The 22781-nt window shown below is 36.2% G+C and carries 18 protein-coding genes; 13 read left to right on the top strand and 5 right to left on the bottom strand.

The features are described from left to right. Positions 1–3 precede the first annotated feature (3 nt). Together LB452_RS11555 and arfB are read left to right on the top strand one after the other, a co-directional pair. Complete coding sequence (locus LB452_RS11555; RefSeq protein ID WP_224461894.1) at positions 4–1548, top strand: DUF4301 family protein; 1545 nt, start codon at positions 4–6, stop codon at positions 1546–1548. Further along, positions 1541–1945, top strand: a complete 405-nt coding sequence (gene arfB, locus LB452_RS11550; protein ID WP_224461893.1) for an alternative ribosome rescue aminoacyl-tRNA hydrolase ArfB — start codon at positions 1541–1543, stop codon at positions 1943–1945. Before LB452_RS11555 ends, arfB begins: the two co-directional genes overlap by 8 nt. Before the next feature lie 46 nt (positions 1946–1991). On the opposite strand, the gene LB452_RS11545 is transcribed toward arfB, so the two are convergent. Next, positions 1992–3107 (bottom strand): NAD(P)/FAD-dependent oxidoreductase, encoded by a 1116-nt coding sequence (locus LB452_RS11545; RefSeq protein ID WP_224461892.1) that lies wholly within the window; start codon positions 3105–3107, stop codon positions 1992–1994. A gap of 159 nt (positions 3108–3266) precedes the next feature. After that, on the bottom strand, positions 3267–5774 hold the full coding sequence (locus LB452_RS11540) for a phosphoenolpyruvate carboxylase (RefSeq protein WP_224461891.1): 2508 nt from the start codon (positions 5772–5774) through the stop codon (positions 3267–3269). 399 nt (positions 5775–6173) lie between these two features. Between LB452_RS11540 and LB452_RS11535 the strand changes: the two genes are divergently transcribed. Further along, positions 6174–8549 (top strand): TonB-dependent receptor, encoded by a 2376-nt coding sequence (locus tag LB452_RS11535; protein WP_224461890.1) that lies wholly within the window; start codon positions 6174–6176, stop codon positions 8547–8549. Positions 8550–8609: 60 nt separating this feature from the next. Here LB452_RS11535 and LB452_RS11530 read toward each other — a convergent pair whose 3' ends face one another. Together LB452_RS11530 and LB452_RS11525 are read right to left on the bottom strand one after the other, a co-directional pair. Further along, positions 8610–9605, bottom strand: coding sequence for a DUF4837 family protein (locus LB452_RS11530; RefSeq protein WP_224461889.1), 996 nt, complete (start codon positions 9603–9605; stop codon positions 8610–8612). Positions 9606–9677: 72 nt separating this feature from the next. After that, entirely contained in the window at positions 9678–10199 is a 522-nt protein-coding gene (locus LB452_RS11525) for a DUF4304 domain-containing protein (RefSeq protein ID WP_224461888.1), read from the bottom strand. 199 nt (positions 10200–10398) lie between these two features. Between LB452_RS11525 and LB452_RS11520 the strand changes: the two genes are divergently transcribed. The 10 genes from LB452_RS11520 to LB452_RS11475 all read left to right on the top strand — a co-directional run bounded on the left by LB452_RS11520 (position 10399) and on the right by LB452_RS11475 (position 21558). After that, a complete protein-coding gene (locus LB452_RS11520) occupies positions 10399–11016 on the top strand; it encodes a porin family protein (RefSeq protein WP_224461887.1) in 618 nt (205 codons plus the stop codon). A 61-nt stretch (positions 11017–11077) separates the two neighbouring features. Then, entirely contained in the window at positions 11078–11896 is an 819-nt protein-coding gene (locus LB452_RS11515; protein ID WP_224461886.1) for a pseudouridine synthase, read from the top strand. An 8-nt stretch (positions 11897–11904) separates the two neighbouring features. Beyond that, on the top strand, positions 11905–13923 hold the full coding sequence (locus tag LB452_RS11510) for a hypothetical protein (RefSeq protein ID WP_224461885.1): 2019 nt from the start codon (positions 11905–11907) through the stop codon (positions 13921–13923). Positions 13924–13928: 5 nt separating this feature from the next. Continuing rightward, positions 13929–14750 carry a DUF2490 domain-containing protein gene (locus tag LB452_RS11505; protein WP_224461884.1) on the top strand — a complete coding sequence of 274 codons (822 nt, stop codon included), beginning with the start codon at positions 13929–13931 and terminating at the stop codon, positions 14748–14750. Positions 14751–14763: 13 nt separating this feature from the next. After that, on the top strand, positions 14764–15657 hold the full coding sequence (locus LB452_RS11500; RefSeq protein WP_224461883.1) for an MORN repeat-containing protein: 894 nt from the start codon (positions 14764–14766) through the stop codon (positions 15655–15657). Between the two features lie 231 nt (positions 15658–15888). Then, the gene (locus LB452_RS11495) at positions 15889–17289 is read left to right on the top strand and encodes an arginine decarboxylase (protein ID WP_224461882.1); all 1401 of its coding nucleotides are present in this window, start codon (positions 15889–15891) and stop codon (positions 17287–17289) included. After that, positions 17279–18154, top strand: coding sequence for an agmatinase (gene speB, locus LB452_RS11490; protein ID WP_224461881.1), 876 nt, complete (start codon positions 17279–17281; stop codon positions 18152–18154). The genes LB452_RS11495 and speB overlap by 11 nt, the downstream gene beginning before the upstream one ends. A gap of 202 nt (positions 18155–18356) precedes the next feature. Beyond that, complete coding sequence (locus LB452_RS11485; RefSeq protein WP_224461880.1) at positions 18357–19325, top strand: deoxyhypusine synthase family protein; 969 nt, start codon at positions 18357–18359, stop codon at positions 19323–19325. Between the two features lie 218 nt (positions 19326–19543). Next, positions 19544–21082 carry a carbon-nitrogen hydrolase family protein gene (locus LB452_RS11480; RefSeq protein WP_224461879.1) on the top strand — a complete coding sequence of 513 codons (1539 nt, stop codon included), beginning with the start codon at positions 19544–19546 and terminating at the stop codon, positions 21080–21082. A gap of 113 nt (positions 21083–21195) precedes the next feature. Then, positions 21196–21558 (top strand): hypothetical protein, encoded by a 363-nt coding sequence (locus LB452_RS11475; RefSeq protein ID WP_224461878.1) that lies wholly within the window; start codon positions 21196–21198, stop codon positions 21556–21558. A 114-nt stretch (positions 21559–21672) separates the two neighbouring features. Here LB452_RS11475 and LB452_RS11470 read toward each other — a convergent pair whose 3' ends face one another. Beyond that, positions 21673–22365 carry a zinc metallopeptidase gene (locus LB452_RS11470; protein ID WP_224461877.1) on the bottom strand — a complete coding sequence of 231 codons (693 nt, stop codon included), beginning with the start codon at positions 22363–22365 and terminating at the stop codon, positions 21673–21675. Positions 22366–22781: the final 416 nt, after the last annotated feature.

Here is a 22781-nt window from a genome sequence, read left to right as displayed (position 1 = left end):
ATCATGAATTTTCAATCAGACGACTTATCTCATTTAGAGGACTATCATCAATCTGTTCAAAAAATTGAGAAAGATCTACAACATTTTAAAAAAGGATTTCCAAAACTTGAAATCGTAAAACCCGCTACTTTGGGAGACGGAATCCTGCATCTAGACTCCAAAGAAAAAAAAGAATTTATTGAAGTATACGAACAGTCAGCCTTACAAGTTTTAAAATTTGTTCCGGCGAGTGGCGCAGCCTCAAGAATGTTTAGATCCCTCCATCAATTTCTGGATGAATATCCAGATTCTAATGCGAGCTTCGAAAATTTTTTAGAAAAAGATAAATTTAAAGACCTAAAAGTATTTTTTGACTCCGTAGAACATCTTGCCTTTTATGAGGACTTGATTCTCGCATTAAAAGGTAGAGGTGTAGACTTTGACGAATTGTCCCGAGGAACTAAAGCCTATGAGCTGACTAAACAAATGCTGACTAAAGAAGGCTTCCAGATGGCAGATTTGCCAAAAGGGCTTATTCCATTTCATAAGTATCCTCAAGAAAAGTTATCAGCCTTCGAGGAACACTTTTACGAAGCCACAAACTACGCAGTAAAAGATGGTAAAGCCAAACTTCATTTCACTATCTCTTCAGACCATACTGGTAGTTTCAAAAATAAATTAAAAGATTTCCAGCCTAAGATTGAAAAGGAAACAGGAATTAGCTTTGAGGTTGAATTTTCTTTCCAGCATGCTTCGACAGATACAATTTGCCTGGACTCAAAAGGTAAAATATTCAGAGATGAAGATGGTAAAATCTTATTTCGTCCTGCCGGTCACGGTGCTTTAGTGGAGAATTTGAATCAACTTGATGCGGATATTATATTCATAAAAAATATAGACAACGTCGCTCATCAAGAGCCGGCTTTAGAAGCTGGCCAATCCTCATTGGAATACAAATCAGTACTTGCAGGCTTACTGATTCGATTGCAAGACAAAGCATTTTCAATTTTAAAAAATCTTGAAAAAGAATCCGTCAGTGAAGAAACTATTGAGGAAGCTGTCACTTTTTTGAAGAATGATCTGAACATTCACGTAGATTTTAAAAACAAGGAAGAAATAATTTATTATCTCAATCGACCTATACGAGTTTGCGGAATGGTTGTGAATGAGGGAGCTCCGGGCGGTGGTCCGTTCTGGATTAAAAATGAAGACGATAGTATTTCATTACAAATTGTAGAAAAGTCTCAGGTCGATTTGACTCAGCAAGATCAGAAAGAAAAATTAGAGGTTTCAACGCATTTCAATCCTGTTGATATCGTTTGTAGTCTGAAAAATTATAAGGGTGAAGCTTTTGATTTGAAGCAATTTGTTGATGCCAATAAAGGCTTTATCGCCAAGAAGTTTGTTGGAGGTGAAGCTATAAAAGCACTGGAATTGCCTGGACTTTGGAATGGCGGAATGGCTTTTTGGAATACGGTTTTTGTCGAAGTTCCTGCAGAAAGTTTTAATCCTGTAAAAACCGTGGTAGACCTTCTCAAGCCTGGTCATCAACCTAAAACTGATGTTTAACACTAAGCAATTATATAGTGAGCTTCAGTTTCAATTTGCCTTAAGTGGCGGACCTGGTGGACAACACGTCAATAAAACAGAAACTAAAGTCATCATTACCTGGCATCCTTCATCTTCAGCTGTTTTTTCTGAATCTCAAAAAGCTTTAATCCAAAGTAAACTTGCTTCAAGAATTAACTCTGAAGGTGAACTTAGGTTAAGCGTCGCTAAAACGCGAAGTCAACTTCAGAATAAAAAACTGGCAATAGCGATGCTGGAAGACCTGCTTAAAAAAGCACTTCATAAACCGAAAAAGCGGATCAAGACCAAACCATCTCGCTCTTCCAAATTGAAACGTCTTCAGAAGAAAAAACAGCATTCTGATAAAAAGCAATTAAGGAAAAAACCGAAGCTTTAGAAAAGTCAAGGCTGTAAATCATTAGTGTTTCTTTCGCAAACAGCTTTTAGTCAATCAAATCTGCCAATTCCTTGCCGACGCTGCTGCCAATGGCAACGCCCATTCCTCCGAGCCGAACTGCACAGCACACCCGATTCGATATCGGTTTTATGATTGGCCTTTTTTGTTGTCCAACTCCTAAAATACCACTCCAGCGCTGATCGATTTCAAAATTTTGATCAGGTAAAATGACGTCTTTCAGCAATTTTTCCAAGGCCTTTTGAATACGCGAGGTGGTTTCTAAAACGGAGGTGGTTTCGCCATCACTGTCCAGATTTCTACCACCACCAATTAATATTCTGTTGTGGATATTTCTAAAATAATAAAAACCTTCATCCAGATGGAAAGTGCCCTTAATGGACAAATAAGGAATAGGCTTGGTGACCAACACTTGATTTCTAGCTGGAGTAACATTAAGTTCTAATAATTCAGAGGCAAACGCATTGGTCGCTATAAGTAGATGCTTCGTTTTAAAATCAAAATTCTCCAGTTGAACATGAACCGATTCTGCCTCAGTCGAAAATGATTTGACTTTAATAGAATTCAAAATAGAAATACCTTCACACTGTGCTTTTTTCAATAAAGCCTGCATCATTTTCCCCGTATCGATTTGTCCTTCAAAAGGATTGAAAATTAAATTTGGTAAAGCATTTTTAAAGCCAAAGTCATTAGTTATTAGTTTAAAAGTGTCTGCCTTAAAAACGGGACGTAGCAGTTCATTGAGCATTTCTAAATGTGCTTCGCAATTTTCAAAAGTGTCTTTATTTTTATCTAGAAAAACTTCGTACCCGCCATGTTGCTGGAAGTCGATCTGTTTTTCCCCAAGCTTAGATTTTAGTAGTTCCAAGCCATTAACGCGTTGCTGGACCAAATTCAGAAGTTCTTCTTTAGTATGACTTTTCATGTCCGAAAGCAATTCACTTGCACTGCCAAAACAAGCGAAGCCAGCGTTTTTGGTGCTAGCCCCTTGTGGTAAAATCCCTTTTTCCAAAATTAGAATTTTTGCTTTAGGGTTTTTCTTCCTGAGTTGCAGCGCACAGGATAAACCTACAATCCCGCTTCCTACTATGCAAAAATCTACATTATCAAACCATTTATGCTGTTCCCAATAGGATAAATTCAAAGTGTTGTTTTTTGATTATTAATCGAAATATTTGAATACTTTTATTTCAGTTTTAATGAAAATATCAAATCGCAATCGGGATGTTCTATCAACTTCTCGACTGCGATAGAATAGAAAAAAGTATTTCTTTCAGGCTTTGATTTAAATTCAAAATACTACTTAGGCAGAATTTCGACTTGCGTTGATATTTCCAAATAAAGCTCTAATCACCATTTTTTCATAAATCTCTTTGTTAGCATCATCCTCTTGGATCTTTTGTAAAGCGTACTGTTGTATGCTGAGTAGCGGCAGAATAATATCTTCACGCATATTTATGGATTTTCTAGCTAGCTCTTCGTTTTCCATCAACTCGTTCTGTTTTGTCAATTTAAGAACCAGTTTTTTAGTAAGCTCATATTCTTCGCGTAAATTCATCCAGAACTTACCGTATTTTTTATCATTTTTCATGTAAGATGTCAACGGGAAATATGATTTTTTCATTGACATGATGCTATTCAAAATAAGAGATCTAAAAAAGGCTGAGTGTTTGTAAAGGTCTTCAACCACATGAAATTGATCTGCATAAGTATTAAGCGCTGTCCCTAGTCCGTAATATCCTGGTACATTTTGTCTTATCAACCCCCAGGATCCAACGAATGGTATGGCTCTCAAATCTTTCAATTGAAGTTTGGCATTTTGATTTCTTTTGGTCGGTCTACTACCTATGTTTGTAGCTCCGTAATACCTAAGGGTTGTCATTTCTTCCAAATAAGGAATGAATAACTCGTGTTCCTTAAGACTTATGTATTTCTCGTAACTTTTATCAGCTAGTTCGGTTAGTAATTCTTTATGATTTGGCTTCCAGCTTTTGCTTTGTTTTGATTTTACTCCTGCCAGAAGTAACTGTTCAAAATTATAAGTCGCCTGCTCATGAGTTCCAAAAACACTGGTAATTGTTTGTCCCTGTATAGTCAATTGAATCTTTTCGTTTGCAATTTCGTTGCCTTGAGCAGCGTAAAATTGATGCGTTTTTCCTCCACCCCGCGCTGGAGGTCCGCCACGACCATCAAAAAATACAACCTGATAACCTTCTTTTCTTGATAAAGTCGTTAAGCGTTCTTTGGTCCTATAGATTTCCCAGTTGGCTTTCAGGTAACCACCATCCTTGGTACCGTCTGAAAATCCTAACATGATGTGCTGTTCTTTGTTTCTTTTATGCAAATGTGTCTTATAAATTTCATTGTCATAAAGCGCTCTCATCACAGATTCAGAATTGTCCATTCCGTCCATAGTTTCAAATAACGGGACAATATCTATTTGTATATCTTCTTCCTTATATCCGCAATATTTGAAAAGAGCATACACATGTAAAACATCAAAAATACTTTCAGAATTGGAAATGATATAACGATGTAAACCACGCCGGCCGTTCAGCTTTTGGATGTCCCGAATTTGATACACGTTTTCAATTGTATCCACAACCAAATCATCCGAATAGTCAGCTGGATTTATTTCCAACGATTCCTGTGTTAAGTATTTTAATTTTTCTTCTGAAGACAAGTCGCTATAATCGACATTAAACTCCTTTTTGAAAATTTCAGCGATCACTTGGTTATGAATGCTGCTATCCTGACGGATATCTAAAGTTGCAAAATGATTTCCAAAGAGGTGCACTCTTCCAATAAAATCATCGATTAAGTCGATATTCAAAGACTGGTATTTGTCCCCGACCAACTTTCTCACTCGGTACATGATTTTGAGAATTTCTTCAGATTTTAAGCTGGTTTTCTTCTTGAAGATTTGCTTATATAATTTGCGTTTTAGTTTGTTCAAAGGTTCATTAACTTCCCTGAAAGTGAGTTTACGCATCAAAACTTTCAAGTGGTTGTAATAACATTTCATGATAGTAATCCGCAATTGAGTGGCCACCTCATAAGTAGTTTCTTTGGTTACAAACGGATTTCCGTCTCGATCGCCGCCTGGCCAAAACCCCATTTCCAGCAAATTAGGGTTGAAGTCTGGGGGCAAATTCGCAGCTTTTCCAATTTGATGGTAGATTTTACCAAGCGTTTCATAATACACATATCTTAAGTAAAAAATGATACTTTGTGCTTCTTCAAAAGGGGTGGGTTTTTCTCTATTAATAAACGGAGTATAAGCTAACTGTTGAAGGATATTGTCAATTTTCGTAATGCTATCTATTTGAACGGCATTGCGAAGTTCATGCATTATTCCTTGCACATTGTTGGGGTAAAATTGTGTGGGATGAGCTGTAAAGACAACTCTGGAGCTAAAATTCTTCAGGTGTTCAACCAGATCTTGGTAATTTGCGTTACCAGGCTGTAAAACGTTCTCGATTTTTTGTTTTTTAAAACTAGAAAATGCCGCATCCTCGATACTATCAAACAAAACTACCTGACGTTCGATATACTTTATCATTCTGAACAGTAAATCAAACTTTTCTTTGTCGGAAGTTAACTCCGTATGGTTAGACAGAAAGTCTTCAATTACTGCTTTTGGCTCTGCGTCTTTTTTATATCCTTCATTGCTCAACTTATGAAGAAGTGGAATGAAAACACCAGTATAAGTAGTATTTTCGTTTGGAAGATTTAAAAACAAACTGTTATAAATTAAATATTTATTGCTTACAATTTGTCTAAATTTTTCAGCACGTTCATTATTTTTCATGGTCTGTTGGTTTTTGGTTTAAATCTTAACTTAATAAGCTAGTTTATCAAAAATAAAGAAAAACCAAGAGTAAAATTTAAAACAGAAGTTTAATCCTAAGTGTTTAAAATTTGAGTCCCAAAACTTAAGTTTATAATCAATATATTTTTATCAATAATTAGTGCATTTATAATGACCGAAATTAAATTCAATTACATAAGTTTGCAACACATCTCAAAGGGGTGTTTTGTGAAAGCAAGACTGAGATCATACCCAATGAACCTGGGCAAGTAATGTTGCCAAGGGAAAATGACAAGTTCGTCATGCATTGTTTTATACTCCTGATACCAGAGCGGTCTTCAGGTTTTTTTATGTTTAACATTGAATAATTGCCCCTTTTATTCGTAAATCATTTTACGAATGAAAATCAAATTATTTCTAGTATTAGCTATCTTCTTTGGATGGCAATCCTTCTCACAAGATTACACGATAGAAGGAAAAGTAACAGGCAAGGGTAAAGCACTTTCAGGAGTAAGTGTATACGCCAAATCTACTAATTATGGAACAGTCTCCGATGCGAATGGAGACTATCAATTGAAAGTTTCACCAGGAACTTACACGCTTATTTTTAACTTCGGAAACAGGAGAGAATTTAAGGTGAATGTATATTCCAATCAAAGGCTTGATGTTGATATGTCCAAGGCTGAAGAGGCTCTAGATGAGGTTTTGGTCCAGGCATTTCGGGTTAATGCGGATTCACCAATTACGCACTCCAACTTCAGTAAAAAAGAAATAGAAGAGCGTAATCTAGGTCAGGATATCCCTATTCTACTAAATGTACTTCCTTCGGTCGTGTCCACAACCGATGCTGGGAATGGCGTGGGTTACACGTCTATAAGAGTGCGTGGTAGTGACGCCTCCAGAGTGAATGTGACCTTGAATGGTATTCCTTTTAATGACCAGGAAAGTCAAGGCTCCTTCTGGGTGAATTTGCCAGACTTTGCTTCTTCCACAGAGAACATTCAATTGCAAAGAGGTGTGGGAACCTCCACTAACGGCTCAGGAGCTTTTGGAGCAAGTTTGAATATCTTGACTGAAGCCAAAAATGATGAGCCAAGTGCTGAGTTGAGCAACTCATTTGGTTCTTTCAATACACGACGCCATACCGTGGAATTTGGAACTGGACTTTTGGAAGACAAATTCACGTTCTCGGGCCGATTGTCTCAAATCAAGTCCGATGGTTATATCGATAGGGCTTCTTCCGATCTTAAATCTTATTTTTTGCAGGGAACCTTTAAAGATGGAAATACCTTCATAAAGGCTTTGACTTTTGGAGGAAACAATGTGACTTACCAAGCCTGGTATGGTGTAGATCGACAAACTCTGGAAACTGATAGAACGTTCAATCCTTCCGGTCAATATACCGATGAAAATGGGCAAACCCAATTTTATGACAATGAAGTTGATAATTATAAGCAAGATCACTATCAGTTACACTGGAACCAGAGATTGAATCAGAACTGGTCGACAAATTTAAGTTTGAACTACACCTACGGTCGTGGTTATTTTGAACAATATGAAGAAAATGCTGACTTGGCTTTTCATGAAATTGGGCCAGTTACAGTAGGTAATGCTACGATAGAAGAGTCAGATTTGATACGAAGACGTTGGCTAGACAATGATTATTATGTCATTAACGGAACTGCAACTTATGCCGACAGTCAGCTTGAGTTTACCTCTGGCTTGTTTTACAGCTATTACACCAACGATCATTTTGGAGAAGTGATCTGGTCGCGATTTGCTGGTGATTCTGAAATTCGAGATAACTATTATTTCGGTACGGGGACAAAGCAAGAATTTACAGCGTTTAGTAAAGCTACTTTAAAGGTGGATGATAGGCTGAGCCTCTTTGGAGATCTGCAGGGACGCTTTGTGAATTATGAAACAACAGGTTTGACTTCAGACAAAGAAAACCTACTGGTTGATGAAAATTTCAATTTTTTTAATCCTAAAGCTGGTGCAACTTTTGAATTGAACGCCGACCAACAACTATACGCATCTTATGGTAAAGCCAGAAGAGAGCCGCGTCGTCGCGATTTTGAAAATGGCATTACCAATCCAGAAGTTCTGGATGACTTTGAATTGGGTTGGAGAGTTGATTTAGGAAATTCCAGCATTAATACAAACGCTTACTATATGTATTACAAAGACCAGATGGTTTTAACTGGAGCCATAGATGATGTGGGAGCACCAATTAGGGAGACTAGTGGGGAAAGCTACAGGCTAGGATTAGAAATCGATGCGGATATTAAAATCAATCGTTTGTTTTCTGCTCGACCAAATTTGACTTTAAGTCGAAATAAAAATATCGATTTTAGAGCAAATCTAGACGGCCAAATTAGGGACCTTGGAGAAACTAATATTTCTTTTTCTCCAGAAATTATAGCAGCCAATCAATTGATTTATCATCCTAGCGAGGAGTTTCAGGTAAATTTGATATCAAAATTTGTAGGTGAGCAGTATATGGGCAATATTGATAGTGAAGTGTCATTGCTGGATAGTTTTTTCACCAATGATATCAACATTGTTTACGAGTGGAAAGATGCACCTTTATTCAAATCGGTTGTATTTACAGGGCTTGTGAATAATGTGTTTGATGTAAAGTACGAGTCCAATGGGTATTTTTTCTTTTTTGATACACAAAATGATGCAGGTCAAGTTCAAACAGTTGAAGGTGCTGGATTTTATCCACAGGCAGGTATTAATTTCTTAGCGGGAGTGACACTAAAGTTTTAATCATAAAATTTATAAATAAAAAAGACCTCCAAGTGGAGGTCTTTTTTATATCAAATCCATTTAGTCTATAAACCGAGCAGATTTCAGTATGGCTTCAATTTCAAACATTTGCAATCTTTTGGAAGAAGAAGGCTTGAAAACAAAACCTTCTAAAATGAGATAACGATCATTTTTTTCATCTCTCACAGCATAAGTCATAAAAGGCCCAGCCATAAAAAAGCCTTTCACTTCCCAGGTTCCTTTGATCTCGTAAGCAAACTTTCCATCAATTTCAGTTTCAAACAGATATGGAGCATAAGCTTCCTCAGTAATCATGTGAGTGTCTTCCGTTGGGCCGGGAATATACTTTTCACCGACTGAATCTCTCATTTTTATGACATTGGCTATAATATTGTTGTTTTTTTCAATAGTAGAAGTGGGAACTTCATAAGCAAGTAATTCCATACTTCCATTTTTTATGTCCTTACGCATCCAGAAAAACTTATCTTCCTGCTTCGCGTAGCGATATGCGGAAGGAAAAAGCATTGTGAATCCCAATGATTTCTTGAGAACATCTACTTCTTTCGGAGCTTTTCTCATCCTTCTCCTTTTTTCTTTTAATTCAGTTTTGCTGAAAAGTTCCAGAAATTTCTCTTTATGAGTATTCAATTCTGTGATGATTGAGGAAGAATTGGGACCTGTAATCGCTATCCCAGTTTGAGGCTTGGCAAAAGAATCAATCAAAACTTGATGCCCAATCTTCTCAGAAGTTTCAATCTTTAGGAATGTTCTGTTCTTTCTTGCAAAACCATTAAAAGCTTTGGGTGGGATTTGGTTCAACGCATACTTTGGTTCTTGTTGAGGTAAGCCCTGAACATCCTCAGCAAAAATTTCCCGAATGTGTTCACCTATCGAGTCCTGCCAGTCTTCGTTGGTGATCACAACGTTAAGTTGATTCAAATTACCAGAAGATTCAGCCTTGTAAGCAGAATTTTTTGTGTCAGTGCAGGAATAAATAGAAATAAAGAAAACGAGCGCAAGGCTGAATTTCCCGAAGCGGCGTAAAGTTGATTGCATTTTTTGGAGTTTTTTGTTGGATACTACTTATCCAATATTGTTCCAAAAGTACGATTCTTAATAATAACTTTTCTAGCTCGCTATATTGTTCATAAGCTTGAATCTGTGTTCCTGGATGAATCGATCCAGTCTTTGATTCCAAAAAGGCACATCTTTGTAAAATTCTACACAATCCTGCAAAGTCTCCTGCTTAAGTAATTGGGGTATAATGTAATCTTCGAAGTCACGTGTGATTAGCTTCAGAAATTCTTCTGAATTGTCTTCATTGGTCAATGAATAGCCGATGCTATTTTTAAACCTATGAAACTGAAGTTCCTCGGGAAGATAGCAATCTTGAGAAACGCAAACCGCTAGCTCTGTGATCTCTGGACGTTTCCTTGATGAAGATTTAATCGGTGGTATCATCATGCCTAAATTGATTCTGAAATCAATTTTATCATCTGTAGACCACCAGTACTTTTGAAGTGTAAGTACTAAAGAAAACTCTTCTGAAGATTTCCACCAAATTTCGCCGTCATTATTAAAACCAGCTTCAAGCATAATTGGTTTTAAGATTTCGGCTTCCATTTTTTGTAATAATTCAATTGCTTTCATAACTAAGGGTATTTGACTTATTCAAATGTACAAGCCTTCTCTGGTTTTGATTTACGGTTCAACCGTAATCATAGTGCGGGAAAACCGTAAAATTTTACTTTACACTTACATAACAATCCAGTTCGTGATAACCTTAGTTAAAAACTCATCTTTTTGAAAAAAAAGTTATTCAAAATAATTACATTTGTTTTTTTTAAATATGAAGTATACCACTGCACTTGTTATAATCTTTATCACCTTTCTTTCTCCAACTGCATTTGCGCAAGAGCAACATTCTACATTGGAATACGGTGCCAAGTTTGGTTTATCTATATCTGAGTTGAAAGGCACTGAGAATCTGAAGTCTTTGCGATCGACTTTCACTGCTGGATTAATTTCAGAATATAGTTTTAGTGAAAAATATGCTTTACAACTGGAGTTATTATATTCCAGGCAAGGAAGCACAAATAGGGGGAATGAACAAGGATCTTATTTTGAAGACAGTGTAAACCTTAACTACTTCAACTTACCAATTCTTGGAAAATATTATATCAATAAGGGCTTAGCTTTCGAATTGGGGCCTCAGTTTGGGTATCTTATAAATGCCAATTATGAAAACAAACAAGCAGAAAATTCTAATAAAATAAATGTAGACGATGATTTCGAAACCTTGGACATGTCGATTTCTGCGGGTGTAAGTTATAAAACAGATTGGGGCTTTTTTGTTGGAGCTAGATACAGCCTTGGTTTAAACAATATCAACGACGGATTTAATTTTGAATCTGGCAATTTAAATAACGCAGTATTTCAGCTTTATTTCGGTTATTTAATTAAATAAAGCTTAGCTTTTCCAAATCGTCAACTGCTTTAAAAACAGTATCTTTGCGCAAATTTTGAAAATGAAAGACCCAAATAAACATAAAGACCCCAGCAAAAAGGGATCAAAAAGCAAATTCAGCAAAAAAGAAGTTGCTCAGTCTAAAGTAGATAAACAGATTAAAAACCCTAACGCAGGAATGCGTCTTAATAAATATGTATCAAACTCTGGCGTTTGTTCCAGAAGAGATGCAGACATCTACATAAAGTCGGGAAATGTTACTGTCAATGGTAAAGTTGTTACCGAGATGGGACATCAGGTCAAGCTCGACGATGAGGTCAAGTTTGACGGAAGATTGATTAACCCTGAACCTAAAACCTATGTTTTGCTTAATAAGCCGAAAGGGTTTTATGTTACAGGAAGTTATGAAAAAGGAAAATTGACTGCTTTGGATTTGGTTCAAAATGCGTCTAAATCTAAACTTGCTCCAGTTGGAAAACTAGACACCAGTTCAATGGGATTGATCTTGTTCACCAATGATGGGACACTGGCCAAGAAATTGTCAGGACATAAAAATGGTATTAGGCAAATCTATCAGGTAGAACTGACCAAACCTCTCAAAGAATCCGACCTTGAAGTCATAAAAGACGGCCCCTTTATAGAAGGGTCTAAAGTAAAAATAGAAGACGTTGCTTATGTAGATAACCGACCAAAAAATATAATTGGACTTGAGTTGAGAAGCCAGCGTGCTCATATTGTACAGCGTATCTTTAAAAAGCTAGGTTATGAAATTGAAAAACTCGATCGAGTGGTCTACGCCAACCTAGATAAAAAAAATGTACCCAGAGGTCATTACCGTATTCTCACCAAGCAGGAGGTTATCAATTTAGGAATGGTTTAAAAGTACTTATGAATAAATTGGACAGATACTTTTCATTGAACATCTTCTTTATATTAAGTAGAGTAACTCTGGTTCTAATTTTAATTTCTTCATCTGTGGTGTTTGCTCAGCGAAAAGAAGTTAAAAGAGACTCATTAATTATTAATGACAGTATTTCCGGAATTGTCAATTACGAATACGACTCCTCTAATGGTGAGAACCAATATGACGGAAAATTTTCTTTTGAATCTGTATCCTCTTCAAAGTTAAAGAGTTTCGATTATCAAGCTTTCACCTATAATGGTGAATTTTCATCCGATAAAAAGACTGGTAACTGGTCTTATTCTGACAAAAAAATGAAAGTGGAAAATCAGAAATTTGTTTCAGATTTTAGGGTAGGAAATTTGGCAACAGGAACAGAAAATAGGATTTCTGGTGAATTTCAGGAAGGAATAGCTGTTGGTAATTGGGAAGTGGTCAAGCAAGATTATGTAAACTCTGAAATTAAGGACACGCTATTCTTGATCGAATCCACGTTCAAAAAAAATCGATTAATAGGATCTTTAAAATCAAGCTCCAAGTCTATTACTGTTCAGGGCTACTTCAACGCAGATGGTTATTTCCATGGGGAATGGGTGATTCAACATAAGACTGAAAACCAACCTATTCAAGAAAACAGGACTTACGAAGCAGGAATTTTAAAAGCTTACCAAATTGTAATCGATGGTAAGATCTTCGATATTTCCTATTCAGGATTTGATACTACGGGAGTGGAAGATGGTGAGCAGTGGGAAGATTACACCTTGCAAGACGGGTATTTTGATATACTCAATCTCATAGATTTAGAAGTTGAACAAACCATTTCTTCGGAGGTGAAATTCTTAATCAATAACCGCCATCAAAAGACCAATGATTTTATAGAAAACAGCGTCCTGGCGTTTTCATTTAATTCCGGATTCGACATTTGGAATACCTTAAGAGGTAGTAGTCCTTTAGGTCTGGGAAAGTTTAAGGTAAGGAAATTTGAATTTTCATCAAACGAACAAAAAATAGTCAAAAAAATAGCTGATGACTTTCAGGAGATACAATCTATTCTGAAAAAATTTGAAAATAATCCGAAAGTCAAAATTGGTAAGCCAGTACACAAAAAATTTAATGAAGCTGAATTGATTTTTAATGTTTATAAAAATGAGTTAAGCCAGCTTAAGAGGATGGTAGAGGTGATCACTTCAGATGCTTTCGAGTATGTGGATAGAAAAGAAATTTATGGTAAGATTTGGCCTAAACTTCTCTTTCCAGTTGAAGTCACCTATGAGTTTCAATCAGAATTGGTGACGAAGTCTCATGAATTCCCTGAAGCTCCCGAACGAGAAAACTTCGATCTGGATAAAGCTAGTTCCTTAATCCAAAACATAAAGATGGATGTAGAGGCCATAAATTTGGAAGTCCAAAAGATATTCAAGGAGATGGAAATTGAAAAATCACTTTCCAATGATGAAGAACGTCTTGTAGAAAAGAAAGATAAAATTGAAAGTTTATTCAATCCAGATTCAAAAGGAAATGATTTAAATAGGTATCATCAAAGATATTCAGAATTAGTTTTAAAACTCACTAAAAACACCTTCAATTCCTACGGTGGTTTGAAGGTTGACCAAAAGAAAAATAGGATTAAGGATTTACTTCGTTGTTACAACAACCTTCTCGATTTCCACACTTTCCTTGACAATTTAGAATCTAAAAACAAAAGGTTGGACGAAGCTTACACAAATACAACTTTCAATGCGTATATGATGGTTGATATGTCTGAAAGGATAAAAGAAAATATTTATACGGCCTTTGTTGAAAGTTTAAGACCCTATTTGTTTGAAAGATTAAGCAACGATTTCAACTGTGAAAATCTAGAATTGGCTATGGAGGATATTGATAGCGTTTATCAAAAAATGCTGGAACTTAGCAAACGTGATACTAGGGCTGAGGAAAAAGAATTGAGAAGAGAGAAAGACCCTGAAGTTATTTTGTCTGTTCTGGAATTGAAGTTGAAATATTAATATATATGAAGTTAAACGGATCGATTAAATTCAGTTTATTCTTTGTTTTTATTGCAAGTTTTGTTTTTTCTCAAGAAGACAACACAAACTTTCCAGATCAGTCTATTTTGAATGAACCTGAAACACTAACCTGGATCAATAGTTACGGAACTTTCAGGCTAAGTGAGAAGTGGTTCTGGCACGGAGAGTTACATTACCGAATGCGTGAAAATGGGAGTAGAAATTTCATTGGCGATGTTGCTCAGGTTTACAACAGGCATGGAATTCAATATATACCTAACAAAAGCTTTAAATTTACACTGGGAGGTGTTTTGCGAGTAGATTTTGGTGACCAAAGTGGGGATGCTTTCGAAGAAATAAGATTGGAGCCCAGGATATGGCATGAGTATCAATGGATAATGCCCTACGAACGTTTTAGGATTTATCACCGTATAAGAATTGAACACCGTTGGAAAAAGAGTTTCCAAAAAGGTTCGGAATATGTTTTTGGCAACAGATGGCGTTATAAATTTATGATGAAGATTCCACTGAATAAACCTAAATTACAGCCCGGAGCTTTCTATTTTAATCCAGATGTTGAGTTGATTATGCAAAGTGGAAAAGGTATTGTAGATAATCCTATTGAGGATTTAAGGCTATATCCTGGTATTGGATACATTGCCTCACCCCGCGTAAGTTACTCGGCGAATATGATGTATACCACTGGTCAATCTGGAATAGATGGAGGGGTTTATCGAGAACGTTGGATATTCAAATTCAACGTGTATATCAACTTAGATTTGAGGAAATTCGATGATAAAATACCTGAAACTAGATTTTACGATTAATCAAAATTAAAGCATGAGCTCTAAAGACAAAAAAAATAAGAATCAGTATAAAATATTGTTCATTGTTTCATTGATTGCCATTTTGGCTTTGGTTGTGATTGTATTCTCTCTAGACTCTAAACTTAATACTTATCAAAACAGTGACACCATACCCGCTTCAGTTTATTCCGAATTAGAGTCTGATGTTACTATTCTAAAAGATATTATTTCAGCTGATGAGGTATGGATGATAGACAATCAACCAGAGAATGCTCTGAAACGGTATAAAAATCTTGAGATATCAGATAATGATCTAAGAAAAATGGTAGATCAAAGAATAAAACGGATCCAGAATATTTTACAATCTGAAAATGATGATGAACTCACTAAAATAAATCTACGAACTGAGCTCAGTAATACCATTGATTTGAAAGATTCTATTTCTACTCGCTTGGATTCTCTGCAGCGAACATTCAAGCTGTCATTGAATGAAATCAAGAGAGCCAATGATAGTCTTGAAAGTGAATTGAACGTCAAGTCCAAAGAGTTAAACCGCAAAGAGACCTTAAAGGTGATAAGTTTTAAATCCGATAAGGATATATTGATCCACTACGTTGGCGAAACTGAAAATAATATAGCTACAGGCAGTGGAGTAGGTGTGTGGACCAACGGCTCTATTTATAGGGGTGAATGGAAAGATAACAAACCGCATGGAAAAGGTGAGTTCCAATGGGCGGACGGCGCTAAATACGAAGGTGATTTTGTGATGGGTGAACGAACAGGTGAAGGTACTTTTAGCTATCCTACTGGAGAGAAATACGTTGGAGAATTTAAAGAGGGGTTGAGAAACGGCACTGGAACCCTTTATGATATTGATGGTAACGTAAGTTTTGAAGGTAAATGGGAAAAAGATAAACCAGTCCAGTAATGAGACGTTTTATACCATAAAGTAACCCAAATTTTAACATTTGTGAGCTTTTTCTATTTATGAAAATGATTTTCATTTGTATAAGTTTTCAAAATTAAATTTAACTTCACATATGAAGTTTCTTCAATATTGTAATTCTCTTACTAATACAACACATAATTCAATTTGGTGTTGATCTTCTTATTTAAAATATTTTTTTACTTAACTTTAAGGTTAATAATTAATTCATAAATGAATACAAAGTACATTGACTTAATAAGCCAAACCTATGATTTCCCCCAAGATGAATTTACTCTTAAAGGTGACGAACTTAAATTTCATGATATAGACCTTATGGGTCTAGTTGAGAAATATGGAGCTCCTTTAAAATTCACTTACCTTCCAAAAATTTCTGAAAATATTGGTCGTGCCAAAAAATGGTTCCAAGATGCCATAGAAAAGCACGAGTATAAGGGAACTTATAATTATTGCTATTGTACCAAAAGCTCCCATTTTAAGCACGTTTTGGATGAAGCGCTAAAAAATGATATCCACATCGAAACCTCTTCTGCTTTTGATATTGATATCGTTAATAGTCTGAAAGAGAAAAGGAAAATTACCAAAGACACCTTTGTGATTTGTAACGGTTTCAAGAGAGATCAATACGTATCCAATATAGCGAATCTAATCAATGGGGGACATCAAAACTGTATTCCTGTGATTGATAACTATGAAGAAATAGCATTACTCACCAAAGAAATTGATAAGGATTTCAAAATAGGAATAAGAATCGCCTCTGAAGAAGAACCTAAATTTGAATTTTACACTTCAAGGTTAGGAATTGGTTATAAAAATATTGTTCCTTTTTACGAAGATCAGATTAAAAACAACGATCAGGTTGAGTTGAAGATGCTTCATTTTTTTATTAATACAGGTATAAGAGATAATGCCTACTATTGGAATGAGCTTCAAAAATGTTTGAGAGTCTACACGCGCCTCAAAAAAGTATGTCCTAGTCTGGATAGCCTAAATATTGGTGGTGGTTTTCCAATAAAGAATTCTCTGGCATTCGAGTATGATTATGAATACATTATCGATGAGGTTATCAATCAAATCAAACTGACATGCGAGGAAGAGGATGTTCCTGTGCCTCATATTTTTACTGAATTTGGAAGTTTTACAGTAGGCGAAAGTGGTGGAGCGATTTATGAAGTTTTGTACCAAAAGCAACAAAATGACCGTGAGAAATGGAATATGATCAACTCTTCATTTATAACGACTTTACCAGATTCCTGGGCGATAAGTAAACGTTTTATCATGCTAGCCATTAACAGATGGCAAGATAGATACGAGCGAGTACTTCTTGGGGGATTGACCTGCGATAGTGATGATTATTACAATTCTGAACAGCATATGAACGCGATTTACCTCCCGAAGTATGAAAAAGATAACCCGCTTTATATTGGTTTTTTCAATACCGGTGCTTATCAGGAAACTATTGGAGGTTTTGGAGGATTGCAGCATTGTTTAATTCCAGCCCCCAAACATATTCTTATACAAAAAAACGACGATGGAAGTCTGTCGACAGAATTATTTAGTGAACAACAAAAAAGTGAAGATTTACTCAAAATTTTAGGTTATCATGGCATCTAACAAAAATTATGCAGGAATTCCAGACAAGTACGCACGTATCGACGAAGCGAAAGTCGTTTTAATTCCAGTTCCCTATGATGGAACAAGTTCTTGGCAAAAAGGAGCAGACAAAGGGCCTCAGGCTTTTCTGGAAGCTTCAGAAAACATGGAATTGTTTGATATAGAAACCCGAACAGAAGTTTATAAAAAAGGAATTTATCTCGCTCCTCCAGTATCCGAAAACAGCTCGCCAGAAAAAATGGTAGAAGCTGTTCATAAGACCACCAAAAATTATTTAAAGCAGGAAAAGTTTGTCACTATTTTTGGAGGAGAACACTCTGTTTCTATAGGAACCATTCGTGCTTTTCATGAGCAATTTCCAGAGTTAACCGTTGTTCAAATTGATGCACATGCAGATTTAAGGCCTTCTTACGAGGGCAGCGCGTGCAGTCACGCTTGTGCTGTTCATGAAGCCAGTAAAAAAGGGAACCTGATCCAAGTGGGCATACGCTCTATGGATGAATCTGAATTGGAGCATATGGACGAGAACAGAGTCTATTTTGCACATGATCTTTACGAAGACTGGACTGATGATGCGATAGGACAAATGACCCCAAACGTTTTTATCACTATCGACCTGGATGCTTTCGATCCTTCCATAATGCCGTCTACTGGAACTCCAGAGCCTGGGGGCTTGTTTTGGTATGAGACCTTAGAATTCCTGAAAGAAATTTTCAAAAAGAAAAATGTTGTTGGATTTGATATCGTAGAGCTTTGCCCAAATGAAGTGGATAAATCATCTGATTTTTTAGCCGCTAAACTGTATTACAAAATGTTAAGCTATAAGTTTAAGTATGAAAATGCTTCTGAGGAAGAGGAGGATTAAATAGTAGTAGATATCAGAAGTGAGATATTAAATTTTCAGTAAGGAAACAAGACACATGAGCCACGACTTCTTGTGATAAAAAATAATTTTGATCATCTAGAAGAAATTAAAAGGATCATTTTAGTTTTATCATATTTGACTCTTGACTCTATGTTCCTTGTTCTTCTCTCAGAATTAAATTAAAATAATAAAACAAAAAACCATGACCAAACCCATTTCAGACTTTATAGAAAAATATTATTTACACTTCAACGCCGCGAGTTTAGTGGATGCTGCCAAGGCTTATGAAAAGCAACTGGAAGGCGGTTCTAAAATGCTGGTTTCTTTGGCTGGAGCCATGAGTACAGCAGAATTGGGTAAGATTTTCGCAGAGATGATTCGCCAGGATAAATTACATATTGTCTCTTGTACTGGAGCGAATCTGGAAGAAGATGTCATGAATCTAGTCGCTCACTCGCATTACAAACGCATTCCTGAATACAGGGATTTAACGCCTCAGGATGAGTGGAATTTATTAGAGAAAGGCTTGAATCGGGTTACCGATACTTGTATCCCTGAAGAAGAAGCATTTAGACGTTTGCAAAAGCACATCGTGAAGATATGGAAAGATGCCGAAGCCAAAGGCGAGCGCTATTTCCCGCACGAGTACATGTATAAATTATTGCTTTCAGGAGTTTTGGAAGAATACTACGAGATCGATTTGAAAGACTCCTGGATGTATGCCGCCGCAGAGAAGAACCTTCCAATTGTCGTTCCAGGATGGGAAGACAGTACGATGGGAAATATTTTTGCGAGCTATGTGATGAAGGGTGAGTTGAAAGCTTCGACGGTAAAATCTGGAATTGAATACATGACCTTTTTAGCCGATTGGTACACCGAAAATTCAAAAGAAGGCATTGGCTTTTTTCAGATTGGTGGAGGAATTGCAGGTGATTTCCCAATTTGTGTCGTGCCTATGTTATATCAGGATATGGAACGCACAGATACGCCATTTTGGAATTATTTCTGTCAGATTTCAGACTCAACGACCAGTTATGGATCTTATTCTGGAGCGGTGCCAAACGAAAAAATTACTTGGGGAAAACTGGACATCAACACGCCAAAATTCATTATTGAAAGCGACGCTACCATTGTTGCTCCCTTGATTTTCGCGTATTTGCTAGAAATGTAAGCCTCATTTTTCGTTCATCTACTTTTGAACGTTAATTGTAAAACCTTCAGGAATCATCTTCACTTTGGACGCCGCTCTTAAGTGAAGATGATATTTAAAGCTTATTTTCTTGAAGCTTTATAGCTAACTTTGCACAAATTCAGAAGAAAAATAACTTCTCTATTCTATTCTGAATTTAATACTTACTATTTCGAATCTATAACTAAATTAAAGATCACATGTCGACTGAAAATTCTCCAAAAATCGAACAAATTGAACTGAAATACTTATCCCTTAAGGATTTTGAAGTCCTGAAAGAAGTATTCGTGGAAATTTATGGCGACGTTCCCGATGCGTATTGGCAAAAGGATGAGTTGAAACGATTGATCGATATTTTCCCTGAAGGTCAGGTGGTGATTTTAGTAAATGGGGATATTGCCGGTTGTGCGTTTTCTATTATCGTGGATTACGATAAATTGTCCGATAACCATACCTATGATGACATAGCTGGAGATGTAAAATTTAAAAACCACACAGGAGACGGTGATATGTTGTATGGTATCGATGTGATAATTCGTAAAGAATACAGAGGCTTGAAGTTAGGGAGAAGGCTTTACGATTATCGTAAGGAATTAACCGAACAATTGAATCTAAAGGGAATTGTTTTTGGCGGTAGAATTCCAAATTATCATAAGGTTTCAAATCGATTCACCCCTAAACAATATATCCAAAACGTAAGGACCAAGGAGATCGATGATCCTGTTTTGAATTTTCAGTTGTCCAATGATTTTAGACCTGTGCGAATCTTGTCAAACTATCTCGATGGTGATAAAGATTCCAGGGAATATGCAGTCTTGATGCAATGGGATAATATTTATTATGAAAAGAAGACCAAAGTCCCATCCAATCAAAAAAGTGAAGTTCGTCTTGGCTTGGTACAGTGGCAGATGAGGCCTTATCGAAGTTTGGAAGAATTGTTACATCAGGTGGAATATTTCGTAGAATCGCTTTCTGGTTACCGCTCAGATTTTGCGCTATTTCCAGAATTTTTCAATGCTCCGCTGATGTCTAAGTATAACCACTTGAGCGAGCCTGATGCCATACGAGAACTGGCTAAATACACAGAGCCTGTCAAAAATAAAATGGCAGAACTGTCAATTGCTTACAATATCAATATCATTTCGGGCAGTATGCCAGAAATTATAGACAATAAACTTTATAATGTAGGTTATTTATGTAAACGTGATGGAAGTATAGAGCGTTATGAGAAAATACATGTGACTCCAGATGAAGCTCGTGTATGGGGAATGCAGCGTGGAAGTGAGTTTAAGGTGTTTGATACAGACTGTGGGAAAATAGGGATTTTGATATGCTATGATGTGGAGTTTCCGGAGTTATCCAGGATTCTGGCCAAAGAAGGTATGGATATTTTGTTCGTTCCTTTTCTTACGGATACACAAAATGGATTTTCTAGAGTGAAACTTTGCGCGCAGGCCAGAGCGGTAGAAAATGAGTGTTATGTCGCAATCGCCGGGAGTGTGGGTAATTTGCCAAAGGTTCATAATATGGATATTCAATATGCACAATCGGCTGTATTTACACCTTCGGATTTTGCTTTCCCAAGTGATGGCATAAAAGCACAAACCACACCCAACACGGAAATGATTTTAATTGCAGATGTGGACTTGCTGGCTTTACGAGAACTTCATAATTTCGGAAGTGTCAAGAATTTGAAAGATATTCGTAATGATTTGTATACCTTGAAACGGCATAAGTAAAATAGATTATTCTCTAAATTACATTGAAATAATAATTTAGTTAGACCTCATTTAAAAATAATAAAGTTTTAGGGAAACAATTATTCTTTTGGATTTTATGCTATATTTAGAGTGTGCGAAAATTCTTAATTGTCATAATACCATCTTTTCTGCTTTGCTTAGGTTCATGTTCGGATTCCGAAAATGAGGCAAATGATATTGAAGTAGAGATCTGCGATGATGGAATTGATAATGACAGTAATGGTTTTGTGGATTGTGAAGATGCAAGTTGCTCTTCAAACAGGGCTTGTATTGAAAGTAGTTGTGATGATGGAATTGATAACGATGGAGACGGTTTTATAGATTGCGAAGATTTAGATTGTGAAGATTTTCAAGATTGCCTTATTGAACGTTGCATCGACGGAATTGACAACGACGGGGATGGTTTAATAGATTGTGATGATCCGGATTGCCAATCAAATATCAATTGTACTTAGTCTATTGCGAACAAAATTACTTTAGTCAATCTTAAAATGATAGCCGAAAGCTAAAAAAGGCGTTTTAGAAACCTCTAAAACGCCTTTTATACTATTATACTATTGAATAGTTTTTTAATCTCGACCCATGTAAATACTAAGGAAATAAAGTAAAGTGGCGAGAGAACCAATGGCTGCAACCACATATGTTCTTGCGGCCCACTTCAAAGAATCTTCAGACATTTTATATTCTTCCTGGTTGACGATGTTATGATCTTTCATCCAGGCTAAAGCTCGGTTACTTGCATCATATTCTACAGGTAGCGTGATGAAACTGAATAATGTACCCAGACCAAACATAATGATACCAGCTAGAAGTACAGTTTGACCAACACCTACGCTTACCATTGTCATCAAAATAAGGCCACCAAAAATGACCCATTGGCTCCATTGGGAAGCAACACTAACAAGTGGGACAAGTTGGCTTCTCATTTCTAACCATGAATAGGCTTTAGCGTGTTGTACAGCATGACCTACTTCGTGAGCTGCAACTGCAGCAGCAGCTGCGTTCCTTTGATTGTAAACACTTTCACTTAAGTTTACTGTCTTTTTAGTGGGGTGATAATGATCAGTCAATTGCCCTGGTGTAGAAATCACTTTTACATCATGAATATGATGATGTTCCAGCATTTTTCTGGCAATTTCGGCTCCAGTCATTCCATTCTGGAGTTGAATTTTTGAGTATTTTTTGAATTTACTTTTCAGTTTATTACTCACATACCAACTTACAAGTAAGATGGCTCCAATTAAAACGTAATATCCTATCATTGTTGTCTTTTTAAATGCTTAATCAAAAGTTTGACCAAAAATACATTTGTCAGGTTAATTTTGAAATACAAACTCTAGAAATTCTAAATCTGAATTTTATTTTACTGTTTTCAAAATCTAATAACTGACGACTTGTGATTGTAAATCTTAATGTTAATGCTTCCGGTGTTTGTTGAGCCATTAAAGGTTGTTGCATTTGTTTACACATCATTATTTTGTGTGTTAGTGCCCTTGTCAATAACTTTTAAACAACTTATATTTTGATTATTTTTAAAAGTAAATTCAACTTTTGGAATATTTGAATCTGTTGGAGTTGTCACTAAAATTGACTTTTATTCCATTATAATATGTCATCTACTAAGTAGGACTGGGATTTAAGGTTTAGTCATTATTTTAATCACCATGAGTACCAGTGT

This window comes from Psychroflexus longus (assembly GCF_020164595.1).
Classification (GTDB): domain Bacteria; phylum Bacteroidota; class Bacteroidia; order Flavobacteriales; family Flavobacteriaceae; genus Psychroflexus; species Psychroflexus longus.
Note: the sequence above shows the minus strand (reverse complement) of the source record. Positions and strands in the feature narration are given on the sequence as shown.